General features: G+C 56.2%; 14 protein-coding genes. 5 read left to right on the top strand and 9 right to left on the bottom strand.

The window, feature by feature from the left end:
- Nucleotides 1–23 precede the first annotated feature (23 nt).
- From ACQK2Q_RS16860 to ACQK2Q_RS16850, 3 genes are all read right to left on the bottom strand, one after another.
- Nucleotides 24–818 (bottom strand): SapC family protein, encoded by a 795-nt coding sequence (locus tag ACQK2Q_RS16860; protein WP_425410909.1) that lies wholly within the window; start codon nt 816–818, stop codon nt 24–26.
- Between the two features lie 141 nt (nt 819–959).
- Nucleotides 960–1,859 (bottom strand): alpha/beta hydrolase, encoded by a 900-nt coding sequence (locus tag ACQK2Q_RS16855; protein WP_425410908.1) that lies wholly within the window; start codon nt 1,857–1,859, stop codon nt 960–962.
- A gap of 6 nt (nt 1,860–1,865) precedes the next feature.
- A complete protein-coding gene (locus ACQK2Q_RS16850) occupies nt 1,866–2,357 on the bottom strand; it encodes a hypothetical protein (protein ID WP_425410907.1) in 492 nt (163 codons plus the stop codon).
- A gap of 107 nt (nt 2,358–2,464) precedes the next feature.
- Here ACQK2Q_RS16850 and ACQK2Q_RS16845 point away from each other — a divergent pair, with 107 nt between their 5' ends.
- Nucleotides 2,465–2,875 (top strand): secondary thiamine-phosphate synthase enzyme YjbQ, encoded by a 411-nt coding sequence (locus ACQK2Q_RS16845; protein ID WP_425410906.1) that lies wholly within the window; start codon nt 2,465–2,467, stop codon nt 2,873–2,875.
- Here ACQK2Q_RS16845 and ACQK2Q_RS16840 read toward each other — a convergent pair.
- Both ACQK2Q_RS16840 and ACQK2Q_RS16835 read right to left on the bottom strand, forming a co-directional pair.
- Nucleotides 2,872–3,084 carry a hypothetical protein gene (locus ACQK2Q_RS16840; protein WP_425410905.1) on the bottom strand — a complete coding sequence of 71 codons (213 nt, stop codon included), beginning with the start codon at nt 3,082–3,084 and terminating at the stop codon, nt 2,872–2,874. The genes ACQK2Q_RS16845 and ACQK2Q_RS16840 overlap by 4 nt on opposite strands.
- A 42-nt stretch (nt 3,085–3,126) precedes the next feature.
- Entirely contained in the window at nt 3,127–4,014 is an 888-nt protein-coding gene (locus tag ACQK2Q_RS16835; RefSeq protein ID WP_425410904.1) for a S49 family peptidase, read from the bottom strand.
- Nucleotides 4,015–4,186: 172 nt separating this feature from the next.
- Between ACQK2Q_RS16835 and ACQK2Q_RS16830 the strand changes: the two genes are divergently transcribed.
- Nucleotides 4,187–5,236 carry a polyprenyl synthetase family protein gene (locus ACQK2Q_RS16830; RefSeq protein ID WP_425411186.1) on the top strand — a complete coding sequence of 350 codons (1,050 nt, stop codon included), beginning with the start codon at nt 4,187–4,189 and terminating at the stop codon, nt 5,234–5,236.
- A gap of 4 nt (nt 5,237–5,240) precedes the next feature.
- Here ACQK2Q_RS16830 and ACQK2Q_RS16825 read toward each other — a convergent pair whose 3' ends face one another.
- Genes ACQK2Q_RS16825 through ACQK2Q_RS16810 form a run of 4 tightly spaced genes read right to left on the bottom strand, consistent with a single transcriptional unit; the run spans nt 5,241 to nt 10,701 of the window.
- Nucleotides 5,241–6,380, bottom strand: a complete 1,140-nt coding sequence (locus ACQK2Q_RS16825; protein ID WP_425410903.1) for a glycosyltransferase family 4 protein — start codon at nt 6,378–6,380, stop codon at nt 5,241–5,243.
- 29 nt (nt 6,381–6,409) lie between these two features.
- On the bottom strand, nt 6,410–7,276 hold the full coding sequence (locus ACQK2Q_RS16820) for a 4-(cytidine 5'-diphospho)-2-C-methyl-D-erythritol kinase (RefSeq protein WP_425410902.1): 867 nt from the start codon (nt 7,274–7,276) through the stop codon (nt 6,410–6,412).
- Nucleotides 7,273–8,970: a tetratricopeptide repeat protein gene (locus ACQK2Q_RS16815; RefSeq protein ID WP_425410901.1), complete on the bottom strand. Its 1,698-nt coding sequence runs from the start codon at nt 8,968–8,970 to the stop codon at nt 7,273–7,275. The genes ACQK2Q_RS16820 and ACQK2Q_RS16815 overlap by 4 nt, the downstream gene beginning before the upstream one ends.
- Nucleotides 8,971–9,018: 48 nt before the next feature.
- On the bottom strand, nt 9,019–10,701 hold the full coding sequence (locus ACQK2Q_RS16810) for an electron transfer flavoprotein-ubiquinone oxidoreductase (RefSeq protein WP_425410900.1): 1,683 nt from the start codon (nt 10,699–10,701) through the stop codon (nt 9,019–9,021).
- 129 nt (nt 10,702–10,830) lie between these two features.
- Between ACQK2Q_RS16810 and ACQK2Q_RS16805 the strand changes: the two genes are divergently transcribed.
- The 3 genes from ACQK2Q_RS16805 (at nt 10,831) to ACQK2Q_RS16795 (ending at nt 14,184) form a co-directional block, all read left to right on the top strand.
- The gene (locus ACQK2Q_RS16805; RefSeq protein ID WP_425410899.1) at nt 10,831–11,484 is read left to right on the top strand and encodes a lysoplasmalogenase; all 654 of its coding nucleotides are present in this window, start codon (nt 10,831–10,833) and stop codon (nt 11,482–11,484) included.
- A 10-nt stretch (nt 11,485–11,494) separates the two neighbouring features.
- Nucleotides 11,495–12,310: a uracil-DNA glycosylase gene (locus ACQK2Q_RS16800; RefSeq protein WP_425410898.1), complete on the top strand. Its 816-nt coding sequence runs from the start codon at nt 11,495–11,497 to the stop codon at nt 12,308–12,310.
- 122 nt (nt 12,311–12,432) lie between these two features.
- Nucleotides 12,433–14,184, top strand: coding sequence for a lytic transglycosylase domain-containing protein (locus ACQK2Q_RS16795; RefSeq protein WP_425410897.1), 1,752 nt, complete (start codon nt 12,433–12,435; stop codon nt 14,182–14,184).
- The last annotated feature ends 52 nt before the right edge of the window (nt 14,185–14,236 follow it).

Here is a 14,236-nt window from a genome sequence, read left to right as displayed (position 1 = left end):
AACGCTCAGCTGGTCACGGAAAATCAGTTGACCGTTTGCGGCTTGAAGATATCTTCTTCGGACAGGTTAAAACGCCGCGCCCGCCGCTGGAGCAAATGACGCCAGTTGCTCATGGACATCAGCAGCGCGTAAACCAATGGCAGTGTGCCGTTTTTATAGAGTTCGAGAACCTTGTCATCGGAGAGTTCGCCGAGCTTTTTCTCATCAACGCTGCAATATTGAGCAAAATTGACCGGTTCGCTCGCGCCCTGCGGCGTATATTGCGCTGTTTGCGGCTGGATAAGATCGAGCGCCTTTAACGCCTGCGCAAATTGATCCGTCATTTGGCGGTCGCGCTCGTAGCTTTTGCAATATTCAATCGCCGCCTTGGTTTCTTCCGTCGGCTCACCGTCCTTGAACAAAGCGACTTCGCCGTCAGGCGCAATCCCTTCAAAGGCGCGATCAATAACAATTGCCATGCGCTCGCCGTTGGTCTCTGCCGCGAGGCCGAAAGGATAGCGTCGGACATAACCGGGAATATAACGCGAATCCTCCCAGCCGCCCTCTTCATTCACGAAAAGGTTGATGTCGTCGAACAGGCCCGTAATCGCCAGCAATTGCGGCTGCTCTACAGACATGAACACCAGCGGGTAGTCTTTCATGGCGGCGGGGATTTCACTCAAGGTGATGGGCACCGCACGCGCTTTCGAAACGAAAGCAAAGGGTTGTTTCGCCGGCTTCATGGCGAGATCGCCATGCTGTTCTTTCATCAAAAGTTCCGGCTTTTCATAAAGATACATTTTGCCGGTGATTTCCGGGCTGGCCTGCGCCTCGCTCATGTCTTATCCTTCTTTATTCTAAATGTTTCAGCGCGATACGGCGCTGACGTCAGGCCAAACGGTCCTGCTGGCGCGCACGCTTAGCAAAAACCCGGAATAGCGCCAAGCCTAAAGGAACGATGAACGTCAATTTCGACCGGGTCATGTGCTGGAAGCCACAAAATCCGCGGCCAATCCCGGTTTTTCCATCGGCGCAAGATGGGAAACGCCGTCCACGGTCTTCAGCGCAGCGCCGGTTTTCAAAAACCGTGTTCTGGCGATTTCTATCACCGTCGATGTCGTACTGTTGGCCGCGAACACGGCGATTGGCGCAGGGGAATGCGCAACGGCGCCCCAGAAATTATTCGCATGAGCTGCAAATGTCGCCGCCTCCCATTCCGGCGTGCAGGAGAGGACGACGCCGTCATCGGTTTCGCTGAGACCGTCTTCCAGATAATCAGAGAGCGCGCCCGCAGACCATTCGCGAAAAAGCGCTTTTTTGCTGTAAGAAGCGACGACATCCGAGCGGGCGCTCCAATGCGCGCGCCGGCTGGCGGCCTTTTGCACCAGCGAGAGGCGCGAGCTGATCAGCGGCCAAACCGGCGTCGCCGCAACGAAATTCAATAATTGGGGCATCGCAACTGGCTCAATCAGTTTCACGGCGGCTATATCGTCGCGCCCTCGTGCAGCCATTGTCGCGGTTACAGCGCCCATGGAGTGTCCCGCCAGCGTCCATTGTTCCCGGTTCTGCTGATCGAGAAAGCTGGCGATATCACGTGCGTAAATGCGCCACGATTTTAACTTGCGCGGATTTGCAGGCAAATCAGTGCGGCCGTGACCGCGCATATCCAGCGCGTAAATATCAAAAGACGCACTCAACCGCCCCAGCATCTGTTTATAGGCCGAAGCGCAGAAACCGGTCGCATGACAAAACATCAGCGGCGGTTTTTGATCATTGCGCCAGCGCCAGCCGGCCATGACGCCTTCGGGTATTTTTATAGAGAACCGTTCGGGCTGGATATTTACCGGAGGAGACATGGATTGTGTGTTCGTCAAATTCACGAAAGCTCAATTATGCGGTGCGGCGCTTTCAAAAAGCGCGCGCATATGGAGAACATCTGGTACGGCCCGGTGCGCGCGGGGCGCAATCTTGTTGGCGCGATCGATGAATTTATCCAGATCGTCCGCCGCGACAGTTCTGAACACGTCGTAAAAATCTCGTAACGTAAATTTCTGACGTATGCGCGCCGCCTGATAAAGTCGGTAGAGCCAGAAACCGTCCCAATCAGGCGCGTCGGAATAAACAGTCTTTCCTTCAAGCGCCGTATTAAGCGCAGTGCAGACTTTTTGCACTTCTATGCCGGTTTTGTTGAGCGCCTGAAGTGAAATGCCGTGCAAAGCGTGCGCATTTTCGTCCCATTGATCGGTTGGCCAGGTTTCATCAGGTTTAATCAGCATAGAGACGGGAGTCCCGGCCTGAAAGCACCAGCCAGCTTCGATCGGCCACGATTTCGCGCCAAGCCCCGAAGCTTCAAGATCGATAAATGCAATATCCGACAAACCGTCTTCACCATCGTCAGCATTAAATTCGCAAAATGGCGCAGATTATGGCTTGTTCCTTACAGGGGGGCAAAATAAATGTGGCTGAAAATAGAGATTAATTAAAAATGCAGGAAATTCTCACCATCGACACGCCCGGGCGCGGCTTTTTAGATATGACGCGCAACATTGAAGCCGTGCTGGAGAGCGCCGATGCATCATCGGGCGTGGCGCATATATTCATACAACATACGTCCGCCTCGCTCACCGTCCAGGAAAATGCAGATCCGGACGTGCAACGCGACCTGCTCAACTGGCTTGATCGCATGGCGCCCGAAGATGGGAATTATCTTCACACGGCTGAGGGCCCGGACGATATGCCTGCTCATATTAAAGCGGCGATCACGTCGACGTCATTATCGATTCCTTTCGCGAAAGGAAAATTATTGATGGGAACGTGGCAGGGCGTTTATCTTATTGAGCATAGACAGGCCCCGCATCAGAGACGCATTGTCGTCACGCTCTTGTCGAGCGGTTAGCGGCGCGCCTGGTCTCTGGGCCTATAAACCCCGCTTTCGGGATCGCGCTCGTAATCAATTACTGCGCCGCCTTGTCCGCGTTTTGGCGTTTTATGCAATCCGGATATCTTCTCTCTCAGCGGGCGCGAACGTCTTTCGGCAAAACGGTAAAGGGTAACGGCGCCGACAGCGGCGACGACCGTTACAGCCAATGTCGTCACAGCGCTCATATGCCCGTCTCCTGTTCCCGGGCTCTTAGCCCCGGCCTTTGCCTATAAGCCATAGCGCGCCCAAAGGGCCCGACGTTCAGCCGCTGCGATGAAATCATCCGTATCAACCAGGGACAACGGTTGTTCAAACGCTACGGCGCGTGCATCGCCTCCGGACAACAGCTTTTTCAAAAGCGAACCGCTGTCAGGCGAAATCCGTTTCACTTTAACATCTTTACCGAAGCGGTCGCGCAAAAAATCGTCGAGTTGAGCGATTTCGTCGATCAAACCACGTTGTTTCGCCGCCGGGCCGGTCCAGACTGCGCCGGAGAACAGCTCTTCGTCATCAGCCAGCTTGCCGGTGCGCCGCTCGCGCACCAGCGCTTTGAATTGCGCATGTAACTCGTCAAGTATGATCTCCAGACGTTTTACGTCTTCGGGATCTTCGGGCTGAAACGGATCCAGCATGGATTTATTTTCGCCGGCGGTATGCACGCGCCTTTCAACGCCAAGCCGGCCGATTGCATCATGAAACCCGAAGCCGCCGGCGATCACGCCGATAGAGCCGACAATCGAGCTTTCATCGGCGTATATTTCGTCGCCTGCAAGCGCCAAAATGTATCCGCCCGACGCGCCCACATCCTCGATAAAAGCAAGTACCGGCACATCTTTTTCAGCGGCGTGACGGCGAATGGCGCTCATGATGAGGCGCGACTGCACAGGAGATCCGCCCGGAGAATTGATCGCCAGCGCCACCGCAGCAAGCTTTCCGGGCTTAAAGGCCTCATCCAGCGTTTTTTCGACCTTTTTGAGACTCAGCGCCTTGCGTCCAGGGCCGCCCGCTTCGCCGATAACGCCCGCCAGATCAATTACCGTAACCAAAGGCGCGCCGGGCCCGGTGAAAGGCAGGGCCCGCCAGAGCGCCGCCAGGGGATTTGTAAATTTAGCCATCGACGGCAGTTAGGTGAAAAGCGGCTGGTTTTCAATCCAAAAAGGCGATCATCCGGCGCGGTTCTACAGCGCTGATTCGCCGCTGACGCCGTTTCCGCCGCCCGCTTGACCGCATTGACGCCAACCCCCAATCTATTCTCAGACAGCGTTCAGAAAGGGTCGGCTTGTGGGTTTGGCGGCAACCATTAACGAAACCATCGCTGATAAATCGACCAGCGGCGCCGTCGCCGGGAACGCAGATTTTCTCGCCGCCGTAACTGCGCTGCAGACGCTCACAAAAAAAGATCTTGAAGCGGTTAACCACGAAATATTGGGGCGCATGGAATCGACGGTCCCGATGATTCCTGAATTGGCGGGACACCTTATCAATGCTGGCGGCAAGCGATTACGGCCGATGCTGACCCTCGCCGCGGCGAAGCTTTTTGGATACGAGGGCGTCGATCATGTTCGTCTCGCGGCGGCTGTAGAACTTATTCACGGCGCCACACTGTTGCATGATGATGTGGTTGACCAGTCCGCGCTGCGCCGGGGCGCAAGCACCGCGAATATCATATGGGGTAATAAAGAAAGCGTACTTGTCGGCGACTTTATTTTTGCGCGCGCTTTTGAACTTATGGTCGAGGCGAAAAACCTGCGGGTGCTGAAAGCTTTATCACACGCCTCCGGCGTGATCGCGGAAGGTGAAGTTTTGCAACTGACCACCCAAAAGAATTTGAGCGCGACTTTTGAAACATATATCAACGTCGTTGAAGCGAAAACAGCGGCGCTGTTTGCTGCGGCGACGGAAGTGGGCGGCCTCATTGCAGAGCGGGCAGGCCATGAAGAAGTCGCTATCCGGGATTTCGGCTTGAATTTCGGCATCGCTTATCAACTGATCGATGATGCGCTCGACTATGCAGGGTATCAATCGACACTCGGGAAAACGGTGGGTGACGATTTTCGCGAAGGAAAAATGACCGCCCCAGTTGTGTTTGCAGTCGCCAGAGCCCGGCCGGACGAGCTTTCATTCTGGAGGCGTACAGTTTCTGACGGAAACATCCGCGATGGCGATTTTGAAAACGCCTGCACCTTGATGCAGCGCGACGACGCCATTGACGATACGTTGTCTTGCGCCCGCGATTATGCGGCAAAAGCGATGGACGCGCTCAATACGCTGCCGGAAAACAAATATTCACAAGCGCTCGGCGCGCTCGTAGAAACGTCTACAGCCCGCGCTTCCTGAGCTTTTATCCGGCAGACCTCAGCGGCGCATCCGCCTGAGGCCGCACATCAGCGGCCCCATTTTCCGTCTTATGATTTTCAGAAGTATCGCGAAAAAGACCTTTGCGATAAGCACGGCGGTACAAGGTCGTTGCGCCAACGCCAAATATCGCCGCCATAGCCGCCGGCGCGAGCCATTGCAGTGAATAGGGCAGTGTGAGCATCAGCAACGCAGCGGACGCGCAAATGGCGACGAGCCCCATATAAATGATGGCGACTGCTGAATGAGATGCGCCAGTGCGGATCATCAACTGGTATAAATGTTCATTGTGCGCTTTTAAAATGTTCCGACGGCGGATGAGGCGGGAGACAAGCGTCCAGGCGACATCAAAAATCAGCGGCAGAAAAATCAGGGGTGCGATCAGCGCACTCAAACGCCCGTCCGTCCAGTTCACGCCGAGAACACCAAAAGCAGCGATTAAAAACCCAAGCGCCTGACTGCCATTGTCGCCCATGAAGATTTTTCCACGGTTGAGGTTGTGCGGCAGAAATCCTGTGGCGGCGAGCGCCAGCAAAAACGCCATCACAAAGAGCAGCGGCGCGCCGGAAGCCGCCGCAATCACTGACAGCCACGCTAGGCCTACGGCAGCCGCTCCAGCAGCCAGTCCGTTCGCGCCGTCCATGAAATTAAAGGCGTTCATGAAGGCCACGATCCAGAAAATTGATAAAGCCGCACCCCATAACGGCGTCAGCGCCGCCTCGCCGAAAAAAGGCGCGGGCGCCGCCTGCACCGGACCAAAAAGTCCGACAAAAACCGATGCAATGGCAATCTGTCCTGCAAATTTCCAAAAAGCCGCGAGACCAAACCAGTCGTCCATCAAGCCCAGGCAAAACGCCGAAATCGCAAGCGCGACAACTATAGCCGCCGTGCGCGCGTGCTCCGGATTTGATGCAAATGCGCCCAAGATAAACATTCCCGCAACCCAGCCTCCCATAATGGCGAGCCCGCCAATACGCGGCGTCGCCTGCGTGTGACTGGAACGCTCATTCGGGTGGTCAAGAAAATGCCGCGACTGCGCCGCCATCAGACTGCTTGTATACGCTACGGCGATGGTGATGGCCGCAGCGGCGGAAAGAACAAATGGTTCGATCAGAGTTGTATGCATGGGGTCCGGCTGTTCGCGTCGCCGCCTAGTTAGCGCACATGCAGTCTGGACGCCATGGCCCACCAACCGCGCGCCCGTGCATTTGCCTGGGCGCGAATTGATGCGGCGGCGGAGCTGAAAAGCGCAAAGCACGTCGCGCCGCTGCCGGACATCCTGGCCGCCAATGCGCCCGGCGTACGCCGCAAGATTGATATTACCTCATGGATAATCGGCGCATATTCAAGCGCAAAGGGTTCGAGATCATTTCTCGTTTTTTCAAGCGCGCTGACCAGAGAGGCATAATCCGGATTGTGAAGCCGCATGGTTTGCGGCGGCGGCGGCGAGGAATGCGCGGTATCGAAGGCGCGAAACACAGGCCCGGTCGGCATGGCGACACCCGGGTTCATAAGGCAACACCATAAGGGCGGCAAATGCGGGCCTTTCTCCAGATGCTCGCCAGCGCCGGAAACATTTACTGGAGCCCGGCGCAGACACGCCGGCACATCAGCGCCGAGCGAGAACGCAAGCCGTGACAAAACCGCATCAGAAATCTCAATGCTCCACAGTTTTATCAGTGCGCGTAAAGCAGCCGCCGCATCAGAAGAACCGCCGCCCACGCCGGCGGCGACCGGCAGGTTTTTTTCAAGCGTTATCGCCGCGCCGTGCGAAACGCCAGTTTCATTTCGCAGGAGTTCCGCTGCGCGCCAGACGAGATTGTCTTCATTTTTCACAGTCTTGATCTGGCCGCCGAACGGACCGGTGACGCGCAGGGTCAGTGCGTCGCTTTGCGACGCCCAAACACGGTCGCCGTCTTCGGTAAACACAAATAGACTGGCCAGTTCGTGCAAACCGTCGGAACGAAGCGGGCCCACATGCAAGTAGAGATTAATTTTGGCGGGCGCGGTTTCGGCAATCATTCGGAGATTTCCGGCAATCCGTTTTGCAGCTTCTTTTCAATGGAAGCACGTAATTTTTCACTTGGCTCCAGCAGCAGGACATGGCGCCATTGATATTGCGCCTCTATCTCGCGGCCAAGCCGCCAGTAAACATCGCCGAGATGGTCCGTAATCGTGGGGTCAGACGGCTCTAAAGAAGCCGCATGCTCCAGATGCCCGACAGCGTTTTGATAGTCTCCCTGCTGATAATAAGCCCAGCCAAGGCTATCGATGTACGCGCCGGAATTCGGCTCCAGCGCTACAGCCTGCTCAATCAGCTCAAACGCTCTTTCGAGATTCTCACCGCGTTCCGCCCAGGAATACCCAAGATAGTTGAGCGCGACGGCTTGTTTCGGGGCGATATCCACCGCTCGGATCAAATCTTTTTCCGCATTTTCCCACTGATCGTTGTCAATATACGCGGCGGCGCGTGCAATGAAAAAACGCCAGGCGTTTTCCGGCGGATCTGCGGGCAGCTCCTCAATCAGTTCGTCGAAAACCTTGATGGCGTCATCAAAGCGTTGTTCAGCAATCAGCAGATTCGCATACTGAAACCGCGCTTCGTCGACGGCGCCGGGACGGCGCGATGCGTCGCGCAAGACTTTCAGCGCCTCTTCGGTGCGCTCGAGGCCCAACAAACCTGAGGCGATATCAATTTGCGCTTGTTCGAAAAAAGGCGATGATGAGGGTATACGCTTCATCATGTCTATGGCGCTGTCGCTGTCGCCGTAAATATTCAGTATGCGTCCCGCCAGCCATTGTGCATGATCGAACTCAGGATACAGATATAGCGACATCTGGATCAGCGCCAGCGGCATGTCGTAGTTCGGATCGCCAATACGAAATCCGGCCTTTTCCGCAGCATTCCGCTGCTCTTCGATTTGCTCCAGTATGGCTTGCGCAAACGAATGCAGCGCAATCGCAGAACCTTGCGCCGGGGAGACGTTCGCAAATTTACGGCTCGCTTTGTCTCTGTCTACGCGTTTCAACCCTTGTAGCGCCATAATGCGCGCCACCCCGCCGTTTCCAATAACGCGATTGTAGAATTCTTCGGCTGCCCCGTCGTCGCCGGTCCTTTCCAGAAACGCACCATAAGCATTGACCCCTACGAGCCCGCCAAAGGTCGCCAGAGAGAGTTGGTGGGCAGTATCGGCTTCGCTGTTCAATCCGGCTTTTTCAAACAGAAGCGCCTGATGCAGCGGATGAAACCCGCGGAACGTTTCGCCTTCACGCTGCGCCAGAATTTTCAAACCAGCTTCCGGTCCCTTATCCCCAGCCGCCACCCAGGCGTTGAGAATCGCCATAGGGGCGGCGAGATAGGTTTCTTTTGCATTCGCCGACAGCACCGAATTCGCTAGTTCATAATCGGCATCGCCAATCGCCTGGGCGGCGAGCGCCAGCCGCGCCAGATCATCGTCCTGCGCCTCTTCATTCTCCAACAACTTACTGGCGAGCGCCGCAGCAGCATTAATCTCACCGGCGGCGAGCTGGTACAGAAATGCACTGCGCAGCACTTCGGCTGTGCCGTCAAACTCTTCCTGCGCATTCTCGAATGCGGATGCTGCGGCGCCGACTTCATTCGTGCGCGCCGCAAACCGGCCTGTCAAATAATCGCCCACGACGGACTCTTCAGGCGGGGCGCTGGCGCAGGCCGCAGCCATGATCAGCGACGACACGGCAAAGCTTCTGGATAGGGATGAGCGCAACACGAAAACTACTGTTCCTTACATATTCGGATAATTGGGTCCGCCGCCGCCTTCCGGCACAGTCCATACAATATTCTGAGAAGGGTCCTTGATATCGCAGGTTTTGCAATGAACGCAGTTTTGCGCATTGATCTGGAACTTTGGATCGCCGCCGCCTTCCTCCGTCACCACCTCATACACCGCGGCGGGACAATAACGCTGCGCCGGCTCGGCATATCGGGGCAGATTAACATCGATGGGGATTGACGGATCCTTAAGTTTCAAATGTGACGGCTGGTCTTCTTCGTGATTTGTTGCAGAAAACGCTACATTCGTCAGCCGGTCGAAGGTCAAATCGCCGTCAGCGCGAGGATAATCAATCGGCTTGTGCTTGTCCGCAGGTTCCGTCGCCGCTGCGTCGGTTTTCGTGTGGTGCAGCGTGCCGAAGAAGGAAAGGCCCGGCAAAATTGAATTGGTCCATAGATCGAGACCGGCAAGACCAATCGCGCCAAGACGCGTGCCGAACTTGGTCCAGAGCGGCTTGACGTTACGCGCTTTGAAAAGCTCGGCTTTGACCGGAGAGGCGTCATACGCCTCCTGATACGCCTCAAGCTCGTCGCCCTCACGGCCTTCGCTTATCGCATCATACGCCGCCTCGGCCGCCATCACGCCGGTCAGCATCGCATTGTGATTGCCTTTGATGCGCGGCACATTGACGAAGCCGGCCGCACAGCCGATCAAGGCGCCGCCCGGAAAAGATAGTTTTGGCACGGACTGATAACCGCCTTCGGTGATTGCGCGGCTGCCATAAGCGATGCGTTTTCCACCCTCCAGCAGCGAGGCGATTTCCGGATGCGTTTTTAATTTCTGAAACTCTCCATACGGATAAAGATATGGATTTTTATAATTGAGGTGGACGACAAACCCGAGCGCCACCGTCCCGTCATGGTAATGATAACAGAAGGAACCGCCGCCGGTGTCGTCTTTCAGCGGCCAGCCAAATGTGTGCTGAACATGGCCGGGCCGTCTTTTTTCCGGCGCAACTTCCCAGAGTTCTTTCAGGCCGATCCCGTATTTTTGCGGATCGCGCTCCTCCGACAAGCTGAATTTTTCAATTAGTTGTTTTGAAAGCGAGCCGCGCACGCCCTCTGCGAAAAGAACGTATTTTCCGACAAGCTCCATGCCGGGTTCATAAGAATCTTTTTTCTCGCCATCCTTGCCGATACCCATTTCACCGACGACAACGCCGCGCACGGAACCGTCCTGTCGATAGAGTAACTGCGACGCCGCCATGCCGGGGTAAATCTCAACGCCGAGGCTTTCCGCATGTTCCGCCAGCCAACGGCAGACGTTGCCCATGGAAACAATGTAGCAGCCATGATTTTTGACCATGCCCGGCATGGCGAATACAGGCAAACCAACAGAGCCGCTGGGCCCCAGCACCCGAAAGCTTTCAGACGTTACAGGCGTCTCAACCGGCGCGCCCGGCATATCGCGCCAGTCCGGCAACAGCGCATCGAGACCTGAAGGGTCAAGCACCGCCCCGGACAGAATATGCGCGCCGACTTCGGAGCCTTTTTCAACGATGACGACATTCAGATCGCTTCCCTTTTCCGCAGCCACCTGTTTTAGGCGGATCGCTGCGGATAACCCGGCGGGACCGGCGCCGACGATCACCACGTCAATTTCCATTGCCTCGCGTTCCGGTGCGTCGTTCGTCATTGAAAATCCTCTCGGCGGTTGCTGGTGTTCATATCAGCCGCGTTTCTGGCAAATATCGCGATAAAAAGCCATGATATTGGGCAGGGCCACTCGCCGCAGCGCAGGCGAAACCGAGGAAAACCAACGCATATGCCGACAATCGGTTTCATTCTGGCCTGCCTCGTGTTTACCGGCGCACTCATATGGGCGGAATATCGCGGCAATGCCCGATTGCGCTGGCGGGCCAAACCCGCAGCTTCCCTCGCTTTCATTTTTGTGGCGGTCGCAAGCGGCGCGCCTGACAGCGTTTTCGGACAATGGGTGCTGGCGGCGCTCCTCCTTTGCGCCGCTGGCGATATCCTGCTGATACCGGACGGTGAAAAAACATTTCTCGCTGGCATGGGCGCGTTCGCGCTCGGCCACGCCGCCTATATCGCCGGATTCTTGTCTGGCGGCGCATCGCCCGGTTTTTTGTTTTTCGCCGCCGCTATAGCAATGGCGGTTTTCGTTGTGCTCGCTTTGGGCTGGTTATGGCCGCATCTGGGGAGGTTTCGCTGGCCGGTGACTGCATATTCCACTATTATCGCCGTCATGACGGCGACGAGCGTCCTGGCTTCACCACCGGACAATCGCGCCGTTGCAATGGTTGTTGCGGGCGCCGTTGGATTTGCGGTGTCCGACCTCGCTGTGGCGCGCGATCAGTTTGTGGCGCGGAATTTTTTCAACAAGCTATGGGGATTGCCGCTTTATTACGGTGCCCAACTCCTCCTCGCCACTTCTGTTTACGGCCCGGGTGCTGTTTAATAGGCGATATATGGATGAGATCAATGAGCAGGACGCCGCGCATGCAGTGTTGCGCTGGTACGCTGAAATGGGCGTTGACGAAGCTGTGGCGCCCAGCCCTTCTGATTTTTATTCCTGGACCGGCGTAGCCGCCGTCACAGCGCCAAAATTGCAAACCGTCAAGACAAAAGAGCCGCCGGGACGCCAGCCGCCGGCGCCGTCTTCAACTACGGTCTCTACCGACGAAGCGATAAAAACAGCCGAAAGACTGGCCGCCGCCTGCGATACATTTGAAGCGCTCAACGAGGCAGTTCGGAGTTTTGACGGTTGTCCGCTGAAAGCAGGAGCAAAAAATACTGTCTTCACGGACGGTGTTCCAGGAGCAGATCTGCTCGTCATCGGCGAAGCGCCGGGCCGCGATGAAGACCGGGCCGGCAAGCCATTTGTCGGGCGCGCCGGACAACTACTGGACAAAATGCTGGCCGCGATTGACCGGTCAAGAGATGCCAACACTTTGATATCAAACGTGATTTTCTGGAGACCACCGGCCAACCGGACGCCCGCCGCCATGGAAACGGCGCTCTGCCGACCATTTGTTGACCGCCTCATCGAAATCACCGAACCGAAAGCAGTGATGATCGCCGGCGGCGCGCCGCTGCAAGCATTACTGGGCGTCACCGGCATCATGCGCGCGCGCGGCGTCTGGCGCGACATCGAAACTGCAGGCGGTGCGCGCATTCCGGCGCTTCCGGTTTTTCACCCGGCATTTCTGCTTCGCCAGCCGGCCAATAAGCGCCTCGCCTGGGCTGACCTGCAAAACCTCGCCCGGAGGTTAAAGGAGCGTTAACCGACATTACAATATTCTTAGATGTAAAGTGCGGGGCGTTGGGGTTCATCCCAATCCAAATATTGTCAGCAGCGGCGCAAAAGCGCCTCTATAGACCCTGAACGGCAAATGAAGGTGTGAATATGGCGTTTCGGATTATTTTCGCATTGGCGGCGCTGGTTGCGTCTTCAGCGCATGCGCAGAGCGTTCAAGCTCCCGCCGCCGCAACAGAAAGCGAAATTCCAAAAGCAACGCGCATTCAGGTGCTGAGCGCATCCGACGCATCCTTGTACCGTGAAATTTTCGCCTTGCAGGAAAATGGACATTGGGCCGAAGCTGACCGGAAGATTGCAACGCTGGATGACGACATACTGCTCGGTTATGTGCAATATCAGCGTTACATGCACCCGACAGCATACCGTTCGCAATTCAGCGAACTGAAACGCTGGATGTCCTACTACGCCGATCATCCGGAAGCGGATAAAATCTACTCGCTGGCGCGCAAACGCCGTCCGTCCGGCCAATCAAATCCAATACGCCCAATCTCGCGGAAGTGGAAGTCAACGCCAGAAAAAGAATTGCATCCTGATTTGATTGCAGATTATGAGCGGACAGGCCGGTCGCGATTGCGCCGGATTGAAGGCCGGGTGCGGTATCTATCGAATAAATCCCGCGCCGTGGAAGCGCTGCGGGAAATTGAAAGTCATCACAAACGCGGCGCAATTACCGAACGCCAGTTCGACCGCATGCGCTCGTGGATCGCGGCGAGCCTATATTACCAAGGATATGTCGATACCGCCGAAGAACTGGCAAAAGCTTCTGCGGCGCGTAATGGTGAAAGCGCTGTTCTGGCGCTTTGGATCAACGGGCTGATTGAGTTTCGCAACGGGAATATCGCGGCCGCTTACGATCACTTTTCATCCATGGCGGCTGTTCCGTATCAGGAAGATTCTTTGCGCTCCGCAGCCGCATTCTGGGCGGCGCGTACGGCTCTTTCCGGCGGCCATCCGGCCGAGGTCACGCCGAATCTTGAAATTGCCGCCGCCTTCCCATTTACATTTTATGGCCAGCTCTCGCTCGCGCAGCTTGGCCGTGATCACGACTATAACTGGACGGTCCCGTCACTCTCTCAAGATAATTTTGACGATCTCGTGGAGAATGAGCCGCGTGTCAAACGCGCTGTTGCGCTTGTGGAAGCCGGACAGCACTCCCTGGCCGATGTTGAATTGCGCTGGGCCAATGGCTCTATCGACAACGAGAGTGCGGCGGATTTGCTTGCGATCGCCACGGCGCTGAATTTGCCGGCGGCACAAATAGATATCGCCCTTGCAAGCGAAGGCCGCGAATTCGAAGCAGGCCTTTTCCCCGTGCCGGACTTCGCGCCGCAAAGCGGCTTTAAGATAGATCGCGCTTTATTGTACGCATTAATGCGTCAGGAATCTAAATTCAAAACGGATGCAACAAGCCGCGTGGGCGCGCGCGGTCTTATGCAGCTTATGCCGCGCACAGCCAGCTATATCGCGGGCGACCGCACGCTACGCTACAGTTCAGGGCAAGAACGGCTTTATGATCCGGCCTTCAATATGGAGCTAGGCCAGAATTATGTTGACCACCTTATTACGAAGGCGGTCGACGGCGATCTTTTTCACCTTGCCGCCGCCTATAATGGCGGACCGGGAAATCTTCGCCGCTGGAAGCGCGATGTCGAAATTGAAGATCCGCTTCTGTTTATCGAGAGCATTCCCAACCGCGAAAGCCGGGATTTTGTCGAGAAAGTCCTGACAAATTTCTGGGTTTACCGCGCTCGCCTCGGTCAGCCGGCGCCAAGCCGTGAAAAGGTCGCCGCAGGCCTGTTGCCGCTTTATGAAGCGCTCGACCAGATCGCCGCTGAATAATTCACCTTTTCATAAAACCCTCAGCGTAAAAAATCACGCATGCGGGTCGCCA

This window comes from Hyphococcus sp., assembly GCF_965228385.1.
Lineage (GTDB): Bacteria > Pseudomonadota > Alphaproteobacteria > Caulobacterales > Parvularculaceae > Hyphococcus.
The sequence above is the reverse complement of the archived record's forward strand: the minus strand, read 5'-3'. Positions and strand labels throughout refer to the sequence as shown.